The organism is Achromobacter sp. FW305-C-30-7 (genome assembly GCF_058783105.1).
The window spans coordinates 1,376,311-1,399,938 of sequence record NZ_JBYSYI010000001.1 but is presented as its reverse complement, the minus strand read 5'-3'; the positions used below and the strand labels follow the sequence as shown (position 1 = coordinate 1,399,938).

The window sequence follows — 23,628 nt, the reverse complement described above, 5'->3', positions numbered from 1 at the left end:
AAAAACAGAGGAGACATACAGCATGAGCCGGATCATCAGTAAAAGTATCGCCGCCCTAGCCATGGCGGGCCTTCTTGCTGGCGCAGGCAGCGCGGGCGCCGCATACCCGGAAAAGCCGCTGCGCGTGGTGGTGCCGTATACCGCGGGCGGCGTATCGGATGCGGTCGCGCGGCTCGTGACCCGCAAGCTGAGCGACGAAATCGGCCAACCGATAGTCGTCGAAAACCTGGGCGGTGCCAACGGTCAGATCGGCTCGGCCGCCGTCGCCCGGTCCGCGCCCGACGGCTATACCTTCCTGGTCGTCGTCATGGCGCATGCCATCAACCCCAGCCTCTATAAGAACATGGCCTACGATCCGCTGCGCGACTTGCGCGGGATCAGCCTGTTCGGCCGCATTCCTTTGCTGCTGGTATCGAGCGCCCGCCTGCCGCCCCGCAATCTGGAGGAATTCCTGGCCTGGGCGCGGGCGAATCCCGACAGCGCCACGTTCGCCTCCAGCGGCGCGGGCTCGGGCGCGCATCTGGCGGCGGAAGAGTTCGCCCAGGTCAACAGCCTGCGCATCACCCATGTGCCTTACAAAGGCGTGGGACCCGCGCTGCCCGACCTTTACTCCGGGCAGGTGGCCGCCATCTTCGATTCGGTGCAAACCATGATGCCGCAGGTCAAGGCGGGCAAGTTGCGCGCGCTGGCCATGACCAGCGCCAGCCGGTGGCCCGGTGCGCCCGACGTCCCCACCATGGCGGAGGCCGGGGTACCCGATTTCGTCGTGGGCAGCTGGATCGGCATGCTGGCTCCCGCCAAGGTGCCGGACGAGCGCGCCGAGCAGATTTCCGCGGCGGTCCAGCGCGTGCTTGACCAACCCGATGTGCGCGCCCAACTGATCGGCTATGGCATCGATCCCGCCGGCGGCAAGCCCGCGGCATTCGACAGCTTCATCGCCGACGAAGCCCGCCGCTGGGCCGACGTCATCGCCAAAGCCGGCATCCGCCTGGAGTAAGCCTATGAGCCCCCGTATCCTGGAAGGCGTCAAAGTCCTGGACCTGACACGCGTGATCGCCGGACCGCTATGCACCCAGATCCTGGCCGACATGGGCGCCACCGTCTACAAGATAGAACGTCCCGGCGAAGGCGACGATACCCGCCGCATGGGCCCCTTCCTGCCTGACGGCCACGGCGGCGACAGCAACGACTCCGCGCTGTACCTGGCCTACAACCGCGGCAAGCATTCCGTGACGGTGGATATTTCCACGCCTGAAGGTGCGGAACTGGTACGCGATCTGGCGCTGCGCTGCGACGTCGTCATGGAAAACTACAAGGTCGGAACCCTGGCCAAGTACGGACTGGACCATGCCGCGTTGGCCGCGGCCAAGCCCGCCCTGGTCTACTGCTCATTGACCGGCTTCGGACAGGACGGCCCCTACGCGCGGCGGCCAGCCTACGACTTTATCCTGCAAGGACTGGCCGGTGTAATGAGCACGTGCGGACACGCCGAGGGCGCGCCCGGCGGCGAGCCCATGCGCACAGCAATCCCCATCACGGACGTCGTCACCGGCCTGTACGCGGCCATCGCCATCCTGGGCGCCGTGCTGCACCAGCGGCAATCCGGCATGGGCCAGTTCGTGGACGCTTCCATGCTGGACGCTTCAGTGGCCCTCAACGGGCACCTGGCGGTGGGCTACCTCATGTCGGGGCAGTTGCCAAGCAGGCAAGGCAACACCAACCCCATCGCGGCCCCTTCCGAAGTGTTCGCCTGCACCGACGGCCGCATGATATTGGCCGCCGGCAACAACACCCAGTTCCACGCCCTTTGCGAGATCCTGGACCAGCCAGGGCTGGTGGACGATCCGCGCTTTTCCACGAATGCCTTGCGGGTCGCTCACAGAATCGAACTGCGCGATCTGCTGGCACCCCTGCTTGCCAGGCGGCGGCGCGCCGACCTGTTCCCGATCTTCGACCGGGCCGGCGTGCCCTCGGGACCGATCAATGACCTGTCCCAGGTTTTCGAAGACCCCCAGACATGTCACCGGCATCTCGCCCTGTCGCTGCCGCACCCCCGCGGGGGCAATGCCCCCATGCTGCGCAGCCCGCTGGACTTCTCGGCCACTCCTGTGCGCTATGGTCCGGCTCCCATGTTGGGGCAGCACAGCCTGGAGGTCCTGCGCGACGAACTGGGCCTGGACGACTTGCGGCTGGCCGATCTGCGCTCCCGCGCTATCATTTAGGGAAGCTGGGCCAGCGGCTCAGGGGCGGGCCTCCTCCCGCCACCTCTTGTCTTTTCCCGAACAGCCCCAAGTTAGGGCTCGCGCATAACCTCGCTACAATAGTCGGCTTGCCCTATCCATGGCTCGCGCGGGGATGGGCGCATAAAAACACAGACATAAACACCCAAACAGACTAAACGCAGGAGAATTCAATGTCCGTTATCGATACCGCCAGCCTCGTCGTGGCTCAGGCCGCCCCCGAGGGCAACGCGCTGATGGGCATGCTGCCCATCATCCTGATGTTCGTGATCCTCTATTTCCTGATGATCCGTCCCCAGATGAAGCGCCAGAAGGAACACCGCAATCTGATCGCCGCCCTGGCCAAGGGCGACGAAGTGGTTACCGCCGGCGGCATGCTCGGCAAGGTCACCAAGGTCAACGACAGCTACGTTACCGTCGAAGTCTCCGAACTGGCCGACAAGCCCGTCGAAGTGATCATGCAGAAGTCCTCGGTCTCGACCGTGCTGCCCAAGGGAACCATCAAGGCCCTGTAAGCGTCCCACAGGAGCGCCCATCGGGCTCTTGTGCTTGATGGCCCTGCCGCCGCCCGCCGCGCTCGCCGCCCGGGCGGCCCTTTCATCACTTTTACATGAAGTAGCCGGCAATGAACCGCTATCCCCTCTGGAAGTACATTACGGTCCTGGTCGCGGTCATCATCGGCCTGCTGTACACGCTTCCCAACTTCTACGGCGAGTCCCCGGCCGTCCAGGTTTCCAGCGCCAAGGCCACGATCAAGGTCGATCCCGCCATGCTGAACCGGGTCGATCAGATCCTGACCGACGCCAAGATCCCCAATGAAGGGGTCTACTACGAACAAAACGGCACGCTCGGCACCGTGCGCGCCCGCTTTACGTCGACCGACCTGCAGTTGCAGGCGCGCGACCTCATCGACAGATCCCTCAACACCGTCGCCGGCGACCCCCACTACACGGTCGCGCTGAACCTGCTGCCCGCCTCGCCCGCCTGGATGCGCGCCCTGGGCTGGTTCGCGCCCAAACCCATGTACCTGGGCCTGGACCTGCGCGGCGGCGTGCACTTCCTGCTGCAAGTGGACATGCAGGGCGCCCTGACCGCCCGCTATGACTCCCTGGCCGCCGACGTGCGTTCGGTGCTGCGCGACCAGAAGGTCAACGTGGCCGGCGTCGAACGCTCGGGTCTGGCCATTGCCGCCACCTTCGCCAACACGGACGACCGCGACCGCGCCATTTCCACCCTGCGCAGCCGCCTGCCCGACCTGGAATTCACCGAGCGCATGGAAAACGGCAAGCCGCTGCTGATGGCTGCGCTGAACCCGGCCGCCGTCACCCGCGTGCAGGATTCCGCGCTCAAGCAGAACATCAACACGCTGCACAACCGCATCAACGAACTGGGCGTGGCCGAACCGGTCATCCAGCAACAGGGCGCCGACCGCATCGTGGTCCAGCTGCCCGGTGTGCAGGACGTGGCCAAGGCCAAGGAACTGCTGGGCCGCACCGCCACGCTGGAAATCCGCATGGTCGACGACACCCCCGCCGCGCAAGCCGCGCTGCTGGGCGGCAGCGTGCCCTTCGGCCTCGAACGCTACAACGACCGCGACGGCCGTCCCATCCTGGTGCGCCGCCAGGTCATCCTGACCGGCGAAAACCTGCAGGACGCCCAGCCCGGCCGCGACTCGCAGACCCAGCAGGCCGCCGTCCACCTGACGCTGGACTCCAAGGGCGCCCGCATCTTCCGCGACGTCACCCGCGACAACATCGGCAAGCGCATGGCCATCCTGCTGTTTGAAAACGGCAAGGGCGAAGTGGTCACGGCCCCGGTCATCCGCGGCGAAATCGCCGGCGGCCAGGTGCAGATCTCGGGCAGCATGAGCTCCGAGGAAGCCGCCGACACCGCGCTGCTGTTGCGCGCCGGCGCCTTGGCTGCGCCCATGTCCATCATCGAGGAACGCACCATCGGCCCGAGCCTGGGCGCGGACAACATCGCCAAGGGCTTCTACTCGACGCTGTACGGCTTCCTGGCCATCGCCGTCTTCATCATCCTGTACTACCACCTGTTTGGCGTGTTCTCGACCATCGGCCTGACCATGAACGTGCTGCTGCTGCTGGCGCTGCTGTCCATGCTGCAGGCCACGCTGACCCTGCCGGGCATCGCGGCAATCGCGCTGACGCTGGGCATGGCCATCGACTCGAACGTGCTGATCAACGAGCGGATACGCGAGGAACTGCGCGCGGGCGCCAGTCCGCAGCAGGCCATCCATCACGGCTTCGAACGCGCCTGGGGCACCATTCTCGACTCGAACCTCACCACGCTGATCGTGGGCCTGGCGCTGCTGGCCTTCGGTTCGGGTCCGATCCGCGGTTTCGCCGTGGTGCACGTCCTGGGCATCCTGACCTCGATGTTCTCGTCGGTGGTGGGCGTACGCGCGCTGGCCAACCTCTGGTATGGCCGCAAGAAGAAGCTCACGTCGATCTCCATCGGTGAAGTCTGGAAACCGAAGACCAACTGAACATGAGCGCGGGCGGCCCGGCCGCCCGCCACAGATAAAGCCTAAGGCGAAAAATGGAATTTTTCCGTATTCACCGCACCATCCCGTTCATGCGCCACGCGTTGGTGCTGAACATCATCAGCTTCGTCACTTTCCTGGCGGCTGTCTTCTTCATCGTCACCCGCGGCTTCCACCTGTCGATCGAGTTCACCGGCGGCACGGTCATGGAAGTCAACTACGCCCAGACGGCGCAGCTTGAAAACGTGCGCGGCGTGGTCTCCAAGCTGGGCTACACCGACTTCCAGGTGCAGAACTTCGGCACCTCGCACGACGTCATGATCCGCCTGCCCTTGCAGGAAGGCCAGACCTCGGCCACCCAAAGCGAAACCGTCATGGCCGCGCTGAAGACCGCCGACTCCGGCGTCGAACTGCGCCGCGTCGAGTTCGTCGGCCCACAGGTGGGCCAGGAACTGCTGCACAACGGGCTGATGGCCCTGCTCGTCGTGGTCATCGGCATCATGGTGTACCTGGGCTTCCGCTTCGAGTGGAAGTTCGCCGTCGCCGGCGTGATCGCCAACCTGCACGACGTGGTGATCATCCTGGGCTTCTTCGCCTTCTTCCAGTGGGAATTCTCGCTGTCGGTGCTGGCGGGCGTGCTGGCGGTGCTGGGCTACTCCGTGAACGAATCCGTGGTCATCATGGACCGGATCCGCGAAAACTTCCGCAAGTACCGCAAGGCGGACGTGCACGAAGTCATCAACAGCGCCATCACCCAGACCATCTCGCGGACCATCATCACCCACGGTTCGACGCAGATGATGGTGCTGGCCATGCTGTTCTTCGGCGGCCCCACCCTGCACTACTTCGCCATGGCCCTGACCATCGGCATCTGGTTCGGCATCTATTCGTCGGTGTTCGTGGCCGCGGCCCTGGCCATGTGGCTGGGCGTCAAGCGCGAAGACCTGATCAAGCCGGTCAAGAAGGAAGGCGAGGAAGGCGAAGCCGCCTGATCCGTTTCCGCTTGAAGACAAACCCGCCGCAATCACGGCGGGTTTTTTATTGCGCGGCGCTTGCCGTCTTACGCCTGGCCAGGCGCCGCAGGGCCAAACCGCTCGGAACCACGGCGAATTGCAGCAAGCCGGCGTAGAGCCAGGCCCAGGTCCAGCGGAAACGCCACGGAATGAATTCAGGCACCCCGTTGTCGTCAAAGTACGGGTCATGAATGACCAGCGCCAGGCCGACCAGATACGAAAGCACAAGGCATCCCGCCACGAACAGCCACCGCCGCGTAGCCGGGGCCTTCCAACCAAGACGCCGGCCATGCACGGCGCCGGCCGCCAGGCTGATCAGCAGGCTGGCCGCGAACAAGACGGGGAATAGAAGAAAAGCCACGGCGTCGCTCCCGACAGCAGGTCCGGCGCCATTGTGCCAGCCGCGATCGCAAATGGCTCTCGGACGCGCACAGGGTGCTTTCCTCTTGACCAACACATAAGTATTTACTAATGTATTGTCATGCTCGAAACCGACATCTTCAAGGCCCTGGCCGATCCGACCCGCCGTGCCATCTTCGAAAAGCTCGCCGCCGGCGGCATGAACGCCAGCGCCCTGCGCGTCGGCATGGAGATCAGCCAGCCAGCCATGTCGCAGCACCTTGCGGTGCTGCGCAAGGCCCGCCTGGTGCGCGAGGAAAAACAAGGCCGTTTCGTGAACTATGAAGTCGACCCCGACGGGCTTGCGCTCATCGCCGGATGGCTGGCGAAGTACCGCGCCTACTGGCCGGCCCGCATCGAAGCCCTGAACGCCCTGCTCAAGGACATGGACCAATGAAGCCGACCGCGCCGCAAGACCCGCCCCAGGACATCGTGCTCGAATACGAACTCGACGCGCCGCCCGAAAAAGTCTGGCGCGCCATCAGCATCCCCGAATTCCGCGAGCAATGGCTGCCCGGGCGGGCGCTGGCCAGCGCCGAACCCGCGGACGCGACGCCCGCAGACGAAATCCGCTTGCGCATGCGCGACGAGGAACCGCCCTTCCTCGAAAGCCTGGTGACCTTCCAGATCCGGCCTGCCGCCGACGGCCGCACGCTGCTGCGCATCATCCACGCGCTGGACGACGCCCGGCTCGAACGCCGCGGGCGCGCCGCCGCCAACGACGCCGGCCCCTTCCTCATGCGCGCCGCCTGAACCCGGCGCGCACGCTAGACAATCGCAACCCAGGAGATTCGTCCATGCAGGACGTGATGCAATACGTGCCCATGGTGGTCGAGCAATCCGGCCGCGGCGAGCGGTCCTTCGACATCTATTCGCGGCTGCTGCGCGACCGCATCATCTTCCTGAACGGCGAAGTCAACGACTCGGTGTCGGCGCTGGTCTGCGCCCAGCTGCTGTTCCTGGAATCCGAGAATCCCACCAAGCCCATCCACCTCTACATCAACTCGCCGGGCGGCGTCATCACCAGCGGCCTGGCCATGTATGACACCATGCAGTTCATCACCGCGCCGGTGCACACGCTGTGCATGGGCACGGCGCGCTCCATGGGCTCGTTCCTGCTGATGGCGGGCGAACCGGGCGAACGATGCGCGCTGGCCAATGCCAGCGTGCACGTGCATCAGCCGCTGGGCGGCTTCCAGGGCCAGGCCTCGGACGTCCTCATCCACGCCGAGGAAATGCGCAAGACCAAGGATCGCGTCACGCGCGTCTACGCCCAGCACTGCGGACGCAGCTACGAAGAGGTGGAGCGCTCGCTGGACCGCGACTGCTACATGAGCGCGGAAGAAGCGCTGGAATGGGGCCTGATAGACCGGGTCCTGAAGCGCCGGGACCTGGGCGTCTGACACGGCGGCGGGCACTGTACCGTCCGCCCCCGTCGCGGTGTACGGGTACGGATCCGCGCGGATTCGCTACCATAGCCACACAATGAAACTTGTCATCGATCACATCGTCATCGCCGCCGCGGACCTGGACAGCGGCGCCGAATACGTCGCCGGACTGCTCGGCATCGCGCCTTCGGGCGGCGGCGCGCATCCCCGCATGGGCACCCACAACCGGGTGCTGGGCATGGCGGGCGGCATCTACCTCGAAGTCATCGCCCTCGATCCGCGGGCCCCGGCGCCAGCGCGGCCGCGCTGGTTCGGACTGGATCAGGACGCAGTCCGCGCCCGCATCGCCCAGGGGCCCTACCTGGCACATTGGGCGGCTCGGGTGGAGGCGCCGCTGGACCTGACCCTCATGCAGGCCGAACATCCCGCGCGCATCCCTCCCGCCATCCCTATGGAACGCGGGCAGTTGCGCTGGCGGCTGACGGTGCCCGACGACGGCAGCCTGCCCGCGTGGCGCGAAGCCGGCCACGCGGCCGGCGACGGCCTGCTGCCCACGCTGATCCAGTGGGACGTCGAGAATTATCCCGGCGTCAGCCTGCCGCCCCAGGGCCTCGTCCTCAAGCAATTGTCCGGCAGCCATCCCCAGGCTGGGCTGCTGCGCCAGGGCCTGGTCTGGCTGGGCGCCGACCACCTGATCCAGGTCGAGCAGGCCGACGGGCCGCCCCGCCTGAGCGCGCAGATAGAAACGGCCGGCGGCCTGAAGATCCTGGCCTAAATCCGCCCCATCAAAAAACATCCGGAGACCTGTACATGCATGCCACCCGCAAGCGATTCGACGAAGACCCTTACCTGGACCGATGCGACGCCACCGTGATCGCGGTCAGCCCCGAAGGCGTCGAACTGGACGAGACCGTCTGCTACGCGCGCAGCGGCGGCCAGGCGGGCGACAGCGGCACGCTGACGCTGGCCGACGGCCGCGCGCTGGCGCTGACCGACACCGTGTATGCCGACGACCGCCAGCGCATCCTGCATGTGCTGGAAGGCGGGATGACGCCGCAAGTAGGCGACCGCGTCTCGGTGGCCATCGATTGGCCGCGGCGCCACCGGCTCATGCGCCTGCATACCTGCCTGCACCTGTTGGGCGCGCTGGTGCCCGCGCCCGTGACCGGCTGCAGCATTTCACCCGACTCGGCGCGCGTCGATTTCGACCTGCCCGAGTCCACGCTGGACAAGGCCGACCTGACCGAACGCCTGAACGCCTTGATCGAGGCCCGCACCGGCGTCAGCATCAACTGCATCACGCCCGAGCAACTGGCGGCCGAACCCGACCTGGTGCGCACCGTGGGCGCAGCGCCCCCGGCCGGCACCGCCAGCATACGCATCGTCGAAATCCCGGGCGTGGATCGCCAGCCCTGTGGTGGCACGCACGTGGCCAACACCGGCGAGATCGGCGCGGTGATCGTTACGAAGATCGAGAAAAAGAGCCGCACCAACCGGCGCGTAGTGGTGAATTTCGCGTAAGGCGTAGTCTGGAGCCGGCCCCTGGCCGGCTTCCGGACACTGGCTTATTTTGCTTCTTCGCAGGTTTGCGGGTTTGCAGGCGAAGGCCGTGTCGCTTCGTAGACCGCACGTCGTCGCGGACGGCTGGGTGGCGGGCGCGAGAGGATATTCATACGCAAGCCACCATCCCTCCCCCCGACGGCGACACCACCAGAAAACCAATCGCCGCATTCGCGCCAGCGATCACAATAGAAATTCAAGAAATCATGTATGTGTTGTTCGGCCGCCCGCGCGGCCGAACAACACGGGCAGCCCAAGACTCGCCCCCAATCACAGCTCCAGCAGCGCAACAGACCAACACGCACGTAGCCCGTCGGCGCGGGCGGCGTGGCGGCTCGCAACCTCGATGCGCCCGAGGGAATCTGAAGGAAAGGCCGAAGGCCTTGACGAAGATGACGACGGGGCAGTCCGGAGCGAACGCTCCGGACCGCAATCGTGGGCGCGAGCCGCCACGCCGCCCGCGCCGACGGGCGACCTACGAAGCACAAGCCAACGTCAGCAACAGCAAACCTTACTTTTTCCACCAGCGCCAGGGCGCGCGCAGGGGCCATTGGTAGCTGGCGCCCAGCACGCGGGGCGCCAGCACGTGTCCAACCAGCACCGCGATGCCCGCGGCCGTCATCACGTCGGACAGATAATGGTCCAGGTTGACCAACCGGCTCATCGCCACCAGCGCGGCCAGCAACAGGAAGACCCAGCGCCAGCGCGGCGCCAGGATGCCCAGCACCACGGCCACGGCGAAAGCCGCATAGGTGTGGCTGGAGGGGAAGGAGTTGTACAGCTGGGCGCGGGAGAAGGACTCGCCCACCCCGTAAATGCCTTTTTCGAAGAAGAGTTCAGGGCGCGCCCTCGCCACCGAACGCTTGAGCACCAGCACCACCAGCCCGCCCACTGCCATAGTCGACAGCATCAGCAGGCTGCCGCGCGCCATGCTGGCGTAGCTCATGCGCACCGGGTTGCGCCAGCCGCGCGCCAGGCCGACCAGGCCGATCACGTAGAAGGCCAGCGCCACGCCGATATAGGGGCCGCTTTCGCCGAGTTCGCCGATCCATTCGAAGGATTCGTTCACGCCCTCGGAGACCGACTGCCTGATCCACACGGCCAGCGGCAGGTCCACCCACAGCGCGCAGGCGCTGGCGGCCAGCGCCAGGGCGCAGCCCAGCAGCACCCAGGTCAGCGCGGAAAACGGGTTGCGGAACTGCGCGGAATCGAACTGGCCCGCCGCGGCGTCAGTCACGGGAGCGGCCGCCGAAGGCGTCAGGGGATTGGTGTTCATCGGTACCGCTACAGGGAAATGAGAAATGTTCCTGGACCCCGGAATCGGCCCAGCACGCTATCGTAACGGCCTGGACGCGCCAGACCAAGAAGCAAATTCGGGCAAGGGTTAAAATCCCGGGTTTCCTACCTTTCTGCCCCCGGGATCTACACCCGTCACGGCGACCATCATGCAAGAAACCACTCTCAAGCGCGCCGACGCCGCGCACGACGGCGCCAGCGCCGCCCTCCCCGCCGCCCAGGCCGGCTCCCCCCGCAAGCTGTACATCCGCACCTTCGGCTGCCAGATGAACGAGTACGACTCGGACAAGATGGCCGACGTACTGCGCGGCGACCAGGGCCTGGAACTCACCGACAACCCGGAAGACGCCGACGTCATCCTGTTCAACACCTGTTCGGTGCGCGAGAAGGCGCAGGAAAAGGTCTTCTCGGACCTGGGCCGGGTGCAGCACCTGAAGAAAACCAATCCCAACCTGGTGATCGGCGTGGGCGGCTGCGTGGCCAGCCAGGAAGGCGAGGCCATCGTCAAGCGCGCGCCCTACGTCGACGTGGTGTTCGGCCCGCAGACGCTGCACCGCCTGCCGGACCTGATCAAGCGCCGCCGCGACGAAGGCCGTTCGCAGGTGGACATCAGCTTCCCCGAGATCGAAAAGTTCGACAACATGCCGCCGCCGCGCGTGGAAGGCGCCACGGCGTTCGTCTCCATCATGGAAGGCTGTAGCAAGTACTGCAGCTTCTGCGTCGTGCCCTATACGCGCGGCGAGGAAGTCTCGCGGCCCTTCGAGGACGTGCTGGTGGAAGTCGCCGACCTGGCCGACCAGGGCGTGAAGGAAGTAACGCTGCTGGGCCAGAACGTCAACGCCTACCGCGGCCGCATGACGGACAGCGACGAGATCGCCGACTTCGCCATGCTGCTGGAGTACGTGCACGAAATCCCCGGCATCGAGCGCATCCGCTACACCACCTCGCACCCCAAGGAAATGACCCAGCGCATGGTGGACGCCTACGCCCGCCTGCCCAAGCTGGTGTCCTTCCTGCACCTGCCGGTGCAGGCCGGCAGCGACCGCGTGCTGGCCGGCATGAAGCGCGGCTACACCACCCTGGAATTCAAGTCGGTGGTGCGCCGCCTGCGCGCCGCGCGCCCCGACCTGACCCTGTCCTCGGACTTCATCGTCGGCTTTCCCGGCGAAACCGAGGAAGACTTCGAAAAGACCATGAAGCTGATCGAGGACGTCGGCTTCGACACCTCGTTCTCGTTCGTGTATTCGCGCCGCCCAGGCACGCCCGCCGCCGACCTGCATGACGACACCCCGCAGGACGTCAAGCTGCGCCGCCTGCAACGCCTGCAAGCGCTGATCAACGAGCAGGCGGCCACGATCGCCCGCAACATGATCGGCACGCGCCAGCGCCTGCTAGTGGAAGGCCCCTCGCGCCGCGACCCGAACGAACTGATGGGCCGCACCGAGAACAACCGCATCGTGAACTTCGCCGCGCCCGCGCGGCTCATCGGACAAATGGTCGACGTCATCATCACCGAAGCGCACACCAACTCGCTGCGCGCCCGGGTCGCCGACGTGGACCGTACCCCCCAAGAGGCCGAATGACCACTCCCCGCTCCCGCGCCCGCCGCAGCATGCCCATCGTCGTCACCCTGGACGGCGACAACACCCATCTGGCCAACCTCTGCGGCCCGCTGGACGAGAACCTGCGGCAGCTGGCCGACGGCATGAACGTCAAGCTCTCGCGCCGCGGCAGCCGCGTCACCATCGAAGGCGAGCTGGCGGAGCTGGCCAGCCGGGTGCTGCGCCGCTTCCATGAGCAGGCCGTGCACCGCGCCCTGTCGGTCGACGATATCCAGCTCGGGCTGGTCGAGATCGGCGTCGGCCGGCAGGAACAGGAATTGAAGGAAGAGCAGGCCCGCGAGGCGGACCCGCTGCCCGCCCTGGACGACGAAAGCGACAGCATCGCCCTGCGCACCAAGCGCAGCGACCTGCGTCCGCGCACGCCGCGCCAGCGCGACTACTTGAACAACATCCTCAAGCACGACATCACCTTCGGCGTCGGCCCCGCCGGCACCGGCAAGACCTGGCTGGCCGTGGCCTGCGCCATCGACGCGATGGAGCGCGACACCGTGCAGCGCCTGGTGCTGACGCGCCCGGCGGTCGAGGCCGGCGAACGCCTGGGCTTCCTGCCCGGCGACCTGGCGCAGAAGGTCGACCCGTACCTGCGCCCGCTGTACGACGCGCTCTACGACCTGATGGGCTTCGAGAAGGTGCAGCGCCTGTTCGAAAAGCAGACCATCGAGATCGCGCCGCTGGCCTATATGCGCGGCCGCACGCTCAACCACGCCTTCGTCATCCTGGACGAAGCGCAGAACACCACGCCGGAACAGATGAAGATGTTCCTGACGCGGATCGGCTTCGGCAGCAAGGCCGTCATCACAGGCGACCCGTCGCAGGTGGACCTGCCGCGCGGCCAGGACAGCGGCCTGGCGCATGCGGTGAAGGTGCTGCACGAAGTGCAGGGCATCGCCACCACCCGATTCACCAGCCGAGACGTCGTGCGCCACCCGCTGGTCGCGCGCATCGTCGACGCCTACGACCGCGCCTCCGAAGATGAAGCCTGAACTGTCCCTGTCCGTACAGTACGGCGTCGAGGAAGCCCGCCTGCCCCGCTGGCGCCTGCGCCGCTGGGCCGAGCGCGCGCTGGCGGCCGCAGCCGAGGACGGCCTGGTCGCGTTCTCGGCCGCGGAGCTGAGCCTGCGGCTGGTCGGCGCGGCCGAGGGCCGGCGCCTGAACCGCGACTTCCGCGGCCGCGACTACGCCACCAATGTGCTGACCTTCGAGTACGGGGTGGATCCGCTGGGAGTTGCGCGCGGCGACATCGTCATGTGCGTGCCGGTGCTGTTGCGCGAGGCCCGCGAACAGCGCAAGGCGCTGCTGGACCACGCCGCCCATCTCACCATCCACGGCGTGCTGCACGCGCTGGGCTACGATCACATCAAGGCCCGCGACGCCAAGCGCATGGAAGCCCTGGAGACCACCACGCTGGCCGCCATGCGCATCGCCGATCCTTACGTCGCGGCCTGACACGGGGACTGGGGTCAACCCTGAGAAATTACCGAAAAATGGCGGCCTGCAAGGCGCAGATGGCGGCGGATCCCTTCACTTAAGGGGCCGTCGTTACAAATTGCAGGCCAGTATCGGTTATGCTGGCCCCTCCATAACTTGTCCTCCCGGACGATGTCTGACCCTTACCCTGCTCCCGAAGCGACTTCTGCTCGCTCAGCCAAACCCGCCACCAAATCCCTTCTAGACCGCCTGCTTTCCCTTGTGCGCCGCCAGCCCGAGGACCGCGAAGGCATCAAGGCCGTGCTGGAAGCCGCGCACGAACGCCAGTTGCTAGACGCGGAATCCTACAAGATGATCAAGGGCGCGCTCGCCGTGTCCGAAGGCACTGTCGGCGACATCATGGTCCCGCGTTCGCGCATGGATCTGCTGGACGTCACGCAGCCCATCCCCTACCTGGTGGCCTCGGTCATCGAGACCGCTCATTCGCGCTTCCCCGTGTACGAGGGCGACCGCGACAACATCATCGGCATCCTGCTGGCCAAGGATCTGCTGCGCTGCATGCTGGAACCCGGCATCGAAGTGCGCACGCTGGTGCGGCCCGCCGTCTTCATCCCCGAATCCAAGCGCCTGAACGTGCTGCTGCACGAGTTCCGCGCCAGCCGCAACCACCAGGCCATCGTCATCGATGAGCATGGCGGCATTTCCGGCCTGGTCACGATGGAAGACGTGCTGGAACAGATCGTCGGCGACATCGAAGACGAATTCGACGAAACCGAGGAAGACTCCATCTTCCCCGAAGGCGAGAACCAGTGGCGCGTCCTGGCGGCCACCGACATCTCGCACTTCAACGAAGTGTTCGGCTGCCAACTGCCCGACGACGAGTACGACAGCGTCGGCGGCTGGATGGGCGGACAGCTGGGCCGCATCCCGCGCCGCGGCGACATCGCCGAGTTCGACGGCCTGCGCCTGGAAGTGGCCCGCGGCGACGCGCGTCGCGCCATCTGGCTGCGCGTCAAGCGCAACGCCGCGCCTCAAGCCTCACCCTCTTCCGACGAATGACCCAGTCCCCGCGCAGCCGTTACCTGCGCGGCGCCGCCGGCCTGGTGCTGGCAGGCGCCGTGCACGCCCTGACTTTCTCGCCCGGGCCCTTGCCAGATTGGGCGCTGGCGGTCACCCAGGTCCTGATGCTGGCCATCGCCGCGCGCGTCACCTTGTATGCGCCTTCCGCGAAACAGGCCTGGCTGCGCGGCTGGCTGTTCGGCTTCGCCAGCTATGCGCTGGGCTTGTACTGGATCTTCATCAGCCTGCACCGCTACGGCGATCTGGCCGCGCCGCTGGCCGTGGCCGCGGTGCTGGCGCTGTCGGCCTTCCTGGCCCTGTTCCCGGCCACCGCCAGCGCGCTGGCGCGCCGCTACGCGCCGCTGCTACCTGATTCTCCGCCTGCCCGCATCCTGTCAGGCACGCTGGCCTGGGCCGCGATGTGGGCCGCGTTCGAATGGCTGCGCGCGGTGCTGCTGACGGGCTTTCCCTGGCTCAACATCGGCTATGCGCAGGTCGACAGTCCCATCGCGGGCTGGGCGCCGTTGCTCGGCGTGCATGGCATGGCCTTCCTGGCCGCCTTCGTCGCCGCGGCCCTGGCAAGCTTGTGGCACCCCTCGCGCCGGGCCGGCACCGGCTCGCGCCACGCCCTGGCTGCCGGCATCGCGCTGGCCTTGGCCGCTGCCGGCTGGCCGCTGTCCCGCATCGACTGGTCCACGCCGTCCGGCGATCCGCTGAACGTGCGCCTGGTCCAGGGCAACATCGGACAATCCCAGAAATTCGACCCCGCCCTGCTCGACCAGAGCCTGACGCGCCACCTGGACCTGGCGGCGATGCCGCCGGCGCCGGGCGTGCCCGCGCCACAACTGATCATCCTGCCGGAAACCGTGCTGCCGATCTTCCAGGACCAGCTCGATCCGCGCGCCTGGGCAGTCTGGCGCGACCTGGCGGCGCAGCGCAATACGACCATCGCCATGGGCGTGCCGCTGCACGACCGCGTCAACGGCCGCGACCGCTACACCAACAGCGTCATGGGCTTTGACGGCAATACGCCAGTCGAGCAGCTCGTGGCCGGCAACACCGCCATGCGCTACGACAAGCGCCACCTGGTGCCCTGGGGCGAGTACGTGCCGCCCGGCTTCCACTGGTTCGTGGACATGCTGAACATTCCGCTGGGCGACTTCGACCGCGGCGCGGTGCGCCAGACGCCCTTCGCGGTCGGCGGCCAGCACGTCGCGTTCAACATCTGCTACGAAGACCTGTTCGGACCGGACCTGCTGCCCGCGCTGCAGCCCGGCCCCAATGGCGAACCGGGCGCGACGATACTGGTGAACGTCAGCAACCTGGGCTGGTTCGGCGATTCCTGGGCCTTGCGCCAGCATCTGCAGATCGGCCGCCTGCGCACCATGGAAACGGCGCGTCCCATGCTGACCGCCACCAACACCGGCATTACCGCCGCCATCGACGCAAAGGGCCACGTGGCGGCCCAACTCGCGCCGCTGCAAGCCGGCGTCCTGCCGGTGGCCGTGCAAGGCATGACGGGGCTGACGCCCTATGCGCGCTTTGGCGACAAGACCGCGCTGGCCCTGATCGGCCTGGCGCTGATTGCCGCGTTCGGCAGCGGCCGCAAGACGCGCCGCGGCTGAAGCCGCCTCAGGCGAACAGATTGACCGGCAGCGCGCCGCTCTCCTCGGGCGGGCGCAGCGGTCCGGCTCCTGCCCCCGTGCGCTCGATCGCGTCCGCGATGGCGTCCATGTCCTCCGCGTCCAGCTCCAGCGACGCCGCGCCCAGCAATCCATCCACCTGAGCCGCGCTGCGGGCGCCGACGATGGCACCCGTCACGCCCGGCCAGGCCAAGGTCCAGCCCGCGGCCACGGCCGCGACCGTGGCGCCATGGCGTTCGGCGATGGGCTTGAACGCATCGGCTAGCGCCAGGTTGCGCTCGATGCCGGGCGAGGTGAATTCCGCGTTGCGCGCGCGCCAGTCATCCGCCGGCAAGGCGCGGGCGCGCGCCACGCTGAAGCCGCCGGTCAACAGGCCGGACTGCATCGGGCTGTAGACGATCACGCCCGTGCCGTTCCTCTCGCACCAAGGAATCAGGTCCGCGCCAGCCCCCCGCTGGATGGCCGAGAACGGCGGTTGCAGCGTATCCACATGGCCCAAGGCTTCGGCCTGCTCCAATTGCGCAAGATTGTGGTTCGACAGGCCCACCGCCCTGACCTTGCCCTCCTGTTTCAGGTCCAGCAATTCCTGCCAGTACACCTCCAGGGGCGTGCCGTCGCCCGCCGGCCAGTGCATCTGGTAGAGATCGATGCGCCCCACGCCCAGCCGGCGCAACGAATCCTCGATTTCGCGCCGGATGCTAGCCGGCGCGCCGGTACGCCGCGGCATCGCCTGCGGCTGCTCCGCTGACCAGGTCAGGCCGCACTTGGTGAAGACGTAGGGCCGCGCGTCCGGCGCCATCTGCGCCAGCGCGCGGCGCACGATCTCCTCGGAATGTCCCAGCCCGTAAACCGCCGCGGTGTCGATCCAGTTGATGCCACGCTCGACCGCGCGGCGAATCGCAGCCACCGAATCGGCGTCGTCCTGCCGTCCCCAGCCCACCGCCCAGCCGTTGCCGCCGATGGCCCACGCGCCCAGCCCGATGCGGGTGATGTCCATGCCGCTCTGCCCCAGCGGCCGCGTGGGAAACGAAGTCTTGTTGCTCATGGCGATGTCCGTGTGCGCCGATTCGGCATGGAAAATTTTCCGGATCGGCGAAAAAATTTTCCGCTCACGATAGCATTCTCACAAGCCTTTGATTTACTTGGATTCTGCATCAATCGCCCTGCCCAAGCCTGCGCAAAGAAAGAGCAAAAACGAGCAAAAAAACCCTTCCAACCCCCATTTTTTCGCAACTTTTGGGCTTTTTGCCCCGAAGCGACTTGCACACCCTATTTAGTTCGTGCATAATCTCGTTTCTTCGCCAACGGCACTAAACAAAACCGGCAACGAACTACGAAAAAGCACTCGGTAAAACGTGTGTTCGCCTTCGTAAAACGTTGAACGGGCTGATTAGAAAGACGGGGGTATAGCTCAGCTGGGAGAGCGCTTGCATGGCATGCAAGAGGTCAGCGGTTCGATCCCGCTTACCTCCACCAGTCAACGGCGAAGGATGCAGTACCAGTTTGCAAGTCCAAGTCCCCTTCGTCTAGAGGCCTAGGACATCACCCTTTCACGGTGAGTACAGGGGTTCGAATCCCCTAGGGGACGCCAGTCTTTCTGGCAGCAGTATGTAGTGATGCAGTTGAAGTGACTATGTTTTGAGTACGCCGCTGCGGAGCGGTAGTTCAGTTGGTTAGAATACCGGCCTGTCACGCCGGGGGTCGCGGGTTCGAGCCCCGTCCGCTCCGCCAAAAGCTCTCGCTCAGAGTCTTTCAAGAGCTCCGTTTTCGGGGCTTTTTTGCTTTATAAAGTGTGAGACCTTGTTGTCTGAAGTTTGGGACATCGAGGATCCTGGGGGGTATAGCTCAGCTGGGAGAGCGCTTGCATGGCATGCAAGAGGTCAGCGGTTCGATCCCGCTTACCTCCACCAGTAAGCAGTACGGTAGTAAAGTAGTTCTGTTTCGTTCAGGTCCCCTTCGTCTAGAGGCCTAGGACATCACCCTTTCACGGTGAGTACAGGGGTTCGAATCCCCTAGGGGACGCCAGTCTTTCTGGCATGTAGTACCAAGCTGCCTTGACACCGCAGTGCATTGAAGAAGTCAGAGTAAACCGCTGCGGAGCGGTAGTTCAGTTGGTTAGAATACCGGCCTGTCACGCCGGGGGTCGCGGGTTCGAGCCCCGTCCGCTCCGCCAAGCACATCATGCGGTTCGCAAGTCTGTCTGCTTCAGCATCCCTTGAAAGCTCCGGTTTCCGGAGCTTTTTTGCATTTCTGCCGGCCGAATTTGCCCTCATCGCCAGCCGGCAGCCATCTTCTCTACTCTCCCCCCTGCGCTCAGTCTCGTCCATTTCGCCATCTGGACAGCGCGCCGGCGCGCCTTCATTCTCTTTGCGTCGTGCCCTGCGAAAAGAAGAGGACTACGTGACCGCGAACGCCGCCGCTCCCCATCCGCACCGCCAGCATCTGCAACGCATCATCGCGGGCCTGAACGAAGGCATCATCCTGCTCGAGGCGGACGGCGCCATCGCCTGGGCCAATGCCAGCGCGCTCAACCTGCATGGCGCCGACACGCTGGATGAACTGGGCGGCACGCCGGCGGGCTATCGCAAGCGATATACCCTCAGCTTCCGCAACCATCTGCGCGTGCCCGCGCGCCAGTATCCACTGGATCTCCTGGCCGCGGCGGAGCCATTCGACGAACTGCTACTGGACCTGGCACGCAAGGACGACGAGGAATTCCGGCGCAATGTGCGCGCCAGCGGCCTGCACCTGGACGGCGGCGACGGGGCCGATTACCGCGTCCTGATCTTGCACGACCAGACCGGGCAGATCAACGCCGAAGAACGCTTCGAGCGCGCCTTCGGCGCCAATCCCGCGCCCGCCCTGATCTGCCGCCTCTCCGACCTGCGTTACGTGAAGGTGAACCAGGGCTTCCTGGAAATGACGGGCTACGCGCGCGACGCCATACTGGGCAAGTCGGCCTACGACCTGGACGTGCTGGACGGCGACGACAAGAACAACGCGGTCGCCAGGCTGCACGAACGGCAGACCATTGCACAACGCGAAGGCGTGCTGAAACTTGCGGATGGCAGCCTGAAGTTCGTCATCGTCGCGGGCCAGCCCATCGACATGCAGGGCGAGCCATGCATGCTGTTCACCTTCATCGACGTGGAAGCCCGCAAGCGCACCGAACTGGCCTTGCGCGAAAGCGAGGAGCGATTCTCCAAAGCATTCCGCCTAGCGCCCGTGCCCATGGCCGTCTGCGAGGGCGAGACGCTGCTCGCGCTGGACCTGAACGACGCCTTTGCCGCAGCCACCGGCGCCTCGCCGCAGGAGAGCATCGGCCACGCGCTGACCGCTCTGGGCCTGCGGCTCTCCGAGGATCTGGAGACCAACCTCAAGCGCGGCGAAAGCGCACGCAACCGTGATGTGGCCTTGGCGGCCAAGGACGGCAGCCAGCTGGATTGCCTTCTGTCGGCGGAGCCCGTGACCATAGGCGGCCAACAACGTGTGCTGCTGGCCATCCAGGACATCACGGAACGCAAGCGCTCCGAGACGGAACTGCTGACGGCGATCGAAGCCGTCATGCAGGACACCTCATGGTTCAGCCGCAGCGTCATCGAAAAGTTGGCGCAACTGCGCGAACCCGCGCCCGCCACCCGCGATGTGGCCGAACTGGCGCAGCTCACCTCGCGCGAGCGCGAAGTGCTGGGCCTGATGTGCCAGGGCCATGACGACGACGGCATCGCCCGGCAACTGAAGCTGTCGCGCAATACCGTGCGCAACCACGTGGCCACCATCTACAGCAAGATCGGCGTACACCGCCGCAGCGCGGCCATCGTGTGGGCGCGGGACCGTGGCATCACCGGACACGAGCGCACGCGGGCGCGCGACAAGCGCGACCAGGCCTGATACCCCGATTATTTACAATTGGATGCAAAATAATAAGCATTCAGGCGTCCCCGAAGATATGGGCCACTTAGACGCGGGCATCCTCCAAAATCTTCCATTTCCAGCAAAAACAACAACAACAGGGTACTAATTTCCGCCTGTCGACCTGGATTGCGCAAACCGTGCGCAGCTTCTTACGATCCGCCGATCCCGCCCTTGCCTGCCAAGCGGCACGATCCCCGCAAGCCGAAAGGAGCCCCATCCATGCAGACCGCCTACATTCCCGTCCCGACCGTCGCCAAGCCGGCCGCCGCTCCCGCCTGGAGCGCCGCCGACATCATGGCGCTCTACGAGCTGCCGTTCATGGATCTGGTGTTCCGGGCCCAGCAGACGCACCGCGCCCATTTCGATCCGAACGCCATCCAGCTGTCCAGCCTGCTGTCGATCAAGACCGGCGGCTGTCCCGAGGACTGCGCCTATTGCCCGCAGTCCTCGCACTACGACACGGGCCTGGACGCCGACAAGCTGATGCCCCTGGCGGACGTGGTAGCCGCGGCCCGCAAGGCCCAGGAAGGCGGCGCGCAGCGCTTCTGCATGGGCGCCGCCTGGCGCAGCCCCAAGCCGCACCACCTGGAGGCGGTGGCCGAGATGGTCAGCGCGGTGAAGGCCCTGGGCCTGGAGACCTGCGTCACCCTGGGCATGCTGCGCGAGGGCCAGGCCGAACAACTCAAAAGCGCCGGCCTGGACTACTACAACCACAACCTGGATACCTCGCCCGAGTTCTACGGCAAGATCATCTCCACCCGCACCTACCAGGACCGGCTGGACACGCTGGACCGGGTGCGCGACGCCGGCATCAGCGTGTGCTGCGGCGGCATCGTGGGCCTGGGCGAATCGCGCCGCGAACGCGCCGGCCTGATCGCCCAGCTGGCCAGCATGGAGCCCTATCCCGAGTCCGTGCCGATCAACAACCTGGTGCAGGTGGAAGGCACGCCGCTGGCCGGCGTGGAAGCCCTGGACCCGTTCGAATTCGTGCGCACCATCGCCGTGGCCCGCATCGCCATGCCGCGCGCGGCGGTGCGCCTGTCCGCGGGCCGCGAAGCCATGGACGACGCGTTGCAGGCGCTGTGCTTCATGGCGGGCGCCAACTCCATGTTCTACGGCGACGCCCTGCTGACCACGGCCAATCCGCAGATGGAAGCCGACCAGCGCCTGCTGCAGCGCCTGGGCATGCGCATCGACGCCGCCCAACACCAGCACCACGACGCCACGGCATGCCGCTGACCCCGGGCCTGCTCTACCTGCTGGCCAGCGTCGCCTGCAGCGTGACCGTGGCCGTGCTGCTGAAGCTGGCGCGGCGCTACCAGGTGGACGTGCGCCAGGCCATCGCCATGAACTACGCGGTGGCCGCCCTGCTCTGCTGGGCCGTGCTGCGCCCGGATCCGGCCGCGCTGCTGGCGCCGCAGACCCCATGGCTGGTGCTGGCCGCGCTGGGCGTGCTGCTGCCCAGCGTGTTCCTGGCGATGGCCGCGGCCGTGCGCCATGCCGGCATCGTGCGCAGCGACGCGGCGCAGCGCCTGTCCCTGTTCATCCCGCTGCTGGCGGCCTTCCTGCTGTTCGGCGAATCGGTCAGCGGCCGCAAGCTGGCCGCGACCTTGCTGGCCGCCAGCGCCTTGTACTGCCTGCTGCGCCGCCCCGCCCGCGCACAAGCGCCGGGTGAGGACACACCCGCCAGCACCCGCGCCATGTGGCTATGGCCGCTGGTCGTGTGGGTGGGCTATGGCGTGATCGACATTCTGTTCAAGCAGATGGCGCGCGCAGGCACTGCCTTCGCGGGCGGCTTGCTGCTCGCGTTCGTCATCGCCGGTCTGCTGATGCTCGCCTATCTGTTGGGAAGCCGGGTGCGCTGGCAGCTGCGTCACCTGGCCGCTGGCGCAGTGTTGGGCCTGGCGAACTTCGGCAACATCCTGACCTACATCCGCGCGCACCAGTCGCTGCCCGAGCATCCCGCGCTGGTATTCGCATCGATGAACATGGGCGTGATCACCCTGGGCACGCTGGTCGGCGCGCTGGCCTTCCGCGAACCCTTGACCCGGCTGAACCTGCTGGGCATCGCGCTGGCGCTGGCCGCCATCGTGCTGATGGCGCCCTGGTAGGGGCGCCATCCCGGCCTCAGGTGCCGGTGCGCCTCTGGCGTCCGTCCTCGGCCGCGTCGTCTGCCTGGTCCGCGCCGGCCTCGCCAGGCGGTTCCTGCGCGGGCGGCTCGGCCGTCGCTACCGGCGCCACGTCGGGCTGCACCATTTCCATGGCGATGTCGGTCGCCGGATCCACCCGCGGATCCAGCACCGCCGCGGCCGGCGAACTCTGCAGCGTGTCCGGCATGGGCACGAAATGCGTCGGGGCCTCATCCACCTGGTGCGCGCCAGTGACGCGGGTGGGACGCACGTGCCAGACCAGGATCAGGGCGCAGGCGGAGATAAACACGTAGTACATGCTGGGCCCGGCCAGGGACATCAGCACCCCGGCAATCATCGGGCCAATGCAGGCCCCCACCCCGTAGGTCATGAGCAGCACGGCCGACAGGCTGACCCGGCGCTCGGACTCCACGTGATCGTTGGCAAAGGCCGCGCCCAGCGGGTACAGGGTGAACTGCAGCACGCCAAAAACGCAGGACATCGCCACCAGCGCCCAATACGGCAGGACGATCCAGCCCCACATGACCACGGGCAGCAGCACCAGCAGCAGCGCGTTGAAGCGGATCAGGCCGGCGCGGTTGATGCGGTCTGACAGCCAGCCCATGGGCCATTGCGACAGCAGGCCCGCAGTCACCGCGGCGGCCACGAAAATGGCCGCCTGCGAGGTGGACAGGCCGTGCTTGGCGCCGTAGACGGCTGCCAGGCCGTAGAAGGCCCCCGACAGATTGCCCGCAACGAACAGCACCGTCATCGACAGCGGCACGCGCCGCATGAAGAAACGGATGTCCAGCGGCGCCGGCAGCGGCGTGGGCGGGTGCGAACGCGCGGTGACGGCGATCGGCACCAGGCACAGCACCAGGCACATGGCCACCAGGGTCAAGGGCCGCAGGTCCAGCGTGGCATAGGCGGTCAGGGCCAGTTGCCCCAGCACGGTGCCCAGGCCCGACACGACCATGTAGACGGAAAAGACGCGTCCGCGCTGGTGGTTTTCGGTCTGCTCGTTGAGCCAGCTCTCGATGACCATGAACTCGGTCACCATCACGATGCCCGAAATGACGCGGAACACCAGCCACAGCGGCATGGAGTCGACCAGCGTCTGCGCCAGGATCATGCTGGTGGCGACGGCCGCACAGGCGACGAACGCCCGGATGTGGCCCACGCGGATGATGAGCTTGTGCCCGAGACGGGCGCCGCACACCAGGCCCAGGTAGTAGCCGGCGATCAGGGCGCCGATCCACACCTCGCTGACAGACTGCGCTGTCAGCCTGAGCCCCATGTAGGTATTGAACAGACCCGTGCCGATAAGCATCAGCAAGGTCGCGAAGTAAAGCGACGAGAAGGAGGAGATGGTGGCGAGCATGGCGTCGGCAACCGCTGCTGGCGGCAGCGCAACAGGCCGCCGGAGCGGCCCG

General features: G+C 66.4%; 22 protein-coding genes and 6 tRNA genes. 24 read left to right on the top strand and 4 right to left on the bottom strand.

Annotation, left to right across the window (positions count from 1 at the left end):
- Positions 1–22: 22 nt before the first annotated feature.
- From AC3WOB_RS06520 to secF, 5 genes are all read left to right on the top strand, one after another.
- Positions 23–997: a tripartite tricarboxylate transporter substrate binding protein gene (locus tag AC3WOB_RS06520; protein WP_492274557.1), complete on the top strand. Its 975-nt coding sequence runs from the start codon at positions 23–25 to the stop codon at positions 995–997.
- A gap of 4 nt (positions 998–1,001) precedes the next feature.
- Positions 1,002–2,222, top strand: a complete 1,221-nt coding sequence (locus AC3WOB_RS06515) for a CaiB/BaiF CoA transferase family protein (protein ID WP_492274556.1) — start codon at positions 1,002–1,004, stop codon at positions 2,220–2,222.
- A gap of 191 nt (positions 2,223–2,413) precedes the next feature.
- Positions 2,414–2,755: a preprotein translocase subunit YajC gene (gene yajC, locus AC3WOB_RS06510; protein WP_013395762.1), complete on the top strand. Its 342-nt coding sequence runs from the start codon at positions 2,414–2,416 to the stop codon at positions 2,753–2,755.
- Positions 2,756–2,865: 110 nt separating this feature from the next.
- Complete coding sequence (gene secD / locus AC3WOB_RS06505; RefSeq protein ID WP_492274555.1) at positions 2,866–4,746, top strand: protein translocase subunit SecD; 1,881 nt, start codon at positions 2,866–2,868, stop codon at positions 4,744–4,746.
- 53 nt (positions 4,747–4,799) lie between these two features.
- The gene (gene secF / locus AC3WOB_RS06500) at positions 4,800–5,735 is read left to right on the top strand and encodes a protein translocase subunit SecF (RefSeq protein ID WP_492274554.1); all 936 of its coding nucleotides are present in this window, start codon (positions 4,800–4,802) and stop codon (positions 5,733–5,735) included.
- Positions 5,736–5,781: 46 nt separating this feature from the next.
- On the opposite strand, the gene AC3WOB_RS06495 is transcribed toward secF, so the two are convergent.
- Positions 5,782–6,117, bottom strand: coding sequence for a hypothetical protein (locus AC3WOB_RS06495; protein WP_492274553.1), 336 nt, complete (start codon positions 6,115–6,117; stop codon positions 5,782–5,784).
- A 120-nt stretch (positions 6,118–6,237) separates the two neighbouring features.
- Between AC3WOB_RS06495 and AC3WOB_RS06490 the strand changes: the two genes are divergently transcribed.
- The 5 genes from AC3WOB_RS06490 (at position 6,238) to AC3WOB_RS06470 (ending at position 9,064) form a co-directional block, all read left to right on the top strand.
- On the top strand, positions 6,238–6,552 hold the full coding sequence (locus AC3WOB_RS06490) for an ArsR/SmtB family transcription factor (protein WP_054451557.1): 315 nt from the start codon (positions 6,238–6,240) through the stop codon (positions 6,550–6,552).
- Positions 6,549–6,908 (top strand): SRPBCC family protein, encoded by a 360-nt coding sequence (locus tag AC3WOB_RS06485; protein ID WP_492274552.1) that lies wholly within the window; start codon positions 6,549–6,551, stop codon positions 6,906–6,908. Before AC3WOB_RS06490 ends, AC3WOB_RS06485 begins: the two co-directional genes overlap by 4 nt.
- Before the next feature lie 44 nt (positions 6,909–6,952).
- Positions 6,953–7,558 carry an ATP-dependent Clp protease proteolytic subunit gene (locus AC3WOB_RS06480; RefSeq protein ID WP_492274551.1) on the top strand — a complete coding sequence of 202 codons (606 nt, stop codon included), beginning with the start codon at positions 6,953–6,955 and terminating at the stop codon, positions 7,556–7,558.
- A gap of 82 nt (positions 7,559–7,640) precedes the next feature.
- Complete coding sequence (locus tag AC3WOB_RS06475; RefSeq protein ID WP_492274550.1) at positions 7,641–8,318, top strand: VOC family protein; 678 nt, start codon at positions 7,641–7,643, stop codon at positions 8,316–8,318.
- Between the two features lie 35 nt (positions 8,319–8,353).
- Positions 8,354–9,064, top strand: a complete 711-nt coding sequence (locus AC3WOB_RS06470; protein ID WP_013395768.1) for an alanyl-tRNA editing protein — start codon at positions 8,354–8,356, stop codon at positions 9,062–9,064.
- Between the two features lie 550 nt (positions 9,065–9,614).
- Here AC3WOB_RS06470 and AC3WOB_RS06465 read toward each other — a convergent pair.
- Positions 9,615–10,379, bottom strand: a complete 765-nt coding sequence (locus AC3WOB_RS06465; protein WP_492274549.1) for a phosphatase PAP2 family protein — start codon at positions 10,377–10,379, stop codon at positions 9,615–9,617.
- A gap of 169 nt (positions 10,380–10,548) precedes the next feature.
- Here AC3WOB_RS06465 and miaB point away from each other — a divergent pair, with 169 nt between their 5' ends.
- The 5 genes from miaB to lnt all read left to right on the top strand — a co-directional run bounded on the left by miaB (position 10,549) and on the right by lnt (position 16,133).
- The gene (miaB, locus tag AC3WOB_RS06460) at positions 10,549–11,982 is read left to right on the top strand and encodes a tRNA (N6-isopentenyl adenosine(37)-C2)-methylthiotransferase MiaB (RefSeq protein ID WP_492274548.1); all 1,434 of its coding nucleotides are present in this window, start codon (positions 10,549–10,551) and stop codon (positions 11,980–11,982) included.
- Positions 11,979–13,004: a PhoH family protein gene (locus AC3WOB_RS06455; protein WP_013395771.1), complete on the top strand. Its 1,026-nt coding sequence runs from the start codon at positions 11,979–11,981 to the stop codon at positions 13,002–13,004. Before miaB ends, AC3WOB_RS06455 begins: the two co-directional genes overlap by 4 nt.
- Positions 12,994–13,467, top strand: a complete 474-nt coding sequence (ybeY, locus tag AC3WOB_RS06450) for an rRNA maturation RNase YbeY (protein WP_492274547.1) — start codon at positions 12,994–12,996, stop codon at positions 13,465–13,467. The genes AC3WOB_RS06455 and ybeY overlap by 11 nt, the downstream gene beginning before the upstream one ends.
- A gap of 153 nt (positions 13,468–13,620) precedes the next feature.
- A complete protein-coding gene (locus tag AC3WOB_RS06445) occupies positions 13,621–14,508 on the top strand; it encodes a CorC family transporter (RefSeq protein ID WP_492274546.1) in 888 nt (295 codons plus the stop codon).
- Positions 14,505–16,133 (top strand): apolipoprotein N-acyltransferase, encoded by a 1,629-nt coding sequence (gene lnt, locus AC3WOB_RS06440; protein ID WP_492274545.1) that lies wholly within the window; start codon positions 14,505–14,507, stop codon positions 16,131–16,133. Before AC3WOB_RS06445 ends, lnt begins: the two co-directional genes overlap by 4 nt.
- A gap of 7 nt (positions 16,134–16,140) precedes the next feature.
- Here the strand turns inward: lnt and AC3WOB_RS06435 are convergent, their stop codons facing one another.
- Positions 16,141–17,196 (bottom strand): aldo/keto reductase, encoded by a 1,056-nt coding sequence (locus AC3WOB_RS06435; RefSeq protein WP_492274544.1) that lies wholly within the window; start codon positions 17,194–17,196, stop codon positions 16,141–16,143.
- A 355-nt stretch (positions 17,197–17,551) separates the two neighbouring features.
- On the opposite strand from AC3WOB_RS06435, the gene AC3WOB_RS06430 reads away from it, so the two are divergent.
- The 9 genes from AC3WOB_RS06430 to AC3WOB_RS06390 all read left to right on the top strand — a co-directional run bounded on the left by AC3WOB_RS06430 (position 17,552) and on the right by AC3WOB_RS06390 (position 22,177).
- Positions 17,552–17,627 (top strand) — tRNA-Ala (locus tag AC3WOB_RS06430).
- A gap of 39 nt (positions 17,628–17,666) precedes the next feature.
- Positions 17,667–17,742, top strand: a tRNA-Glu gene (locus AC3WOB_RS06425).
- 63 nt (positions 17,743–17,805) lie between these two features.
- Positions 17,806–17,882: transfer RNA gene (locus tag AC3WOB_RS06420), tRNA-Asp, on the top strand.
- Positions 17,883–17,985: 103 nt separating this feature from the next.
- A tRNA-Ala gene (locus AC3WOB_RS06415) sits at positions 17,986–18,061 on the top strand.
- A gap of 39 nt (positions 18,062–18,100) precedes the next feature.
- Positions 18,101–18,176, top strand: a tRNA-Glu gene (locus tag AC3WOB_RS06410).
- Positions 18,177–18,247: 71 nt separating this feature from the next.
- Positions 18,248–18,324: transfer RNA gene (locus tag AC3WOB_RS06405), tRNA-Asp, on the top strand.
- Between the two features lie 227 nt (positions 18,325–18,551).
- On the top strand, positions 18,552–20,042 hold the full coding sequence (locus tag AC3WOB_RS06400) for a PAS domain S-box protein (protein ID WP_492274543.1): 1,491 nt from the start codon (positions 18,552–18,554) through the stop codon (positions 20,040–20,042).
- Positions 20,043–20,285: 243 nt separating this feature from the next.
- Positions 20,286–21,305 (top strand): biotin synthase BioB, encoded by a 1,020-nt coding sequence (bioB, locus tag AC3WOB_RS06395; protein WP_332015774.1) that lies wholly within the window; start codon positions 20,286–20,288, stop codon positions 21,303–21,305.
- Positions 21,302–22,177, top strand: coding sequence for an EamA family transporter (locus AC3WOB_RS06390; protein WP_454697132.1), 876 nt, complete (start codon positions 21,302–21,304; stop codon positions 22,175–22,177). Before bioB ends, AC3WOB_RS06390 begins: the two co-directional genes overlap by 4 nt.
- Before the next feature lie 16 nt (positions 22,178–22,193).
- Here the strand turns inward: AC3WOB_RS06390 and AC3WOB_RS06385 are convergent, their stop codons facing one another.
- Positions 22,194–23,576: an MFS transporter gene (locus AC3WOB_RS06385; protein WP_332015775.1), complete on the bottom strand. Its 1,383-nt coding sequence runs from the start codon at positions 23,574–23,576 to the stop codon at positions 22,194–22,196.
- Between the last annotated feature and the right edge of the window lie 52 nt (positions 23,577–23,628).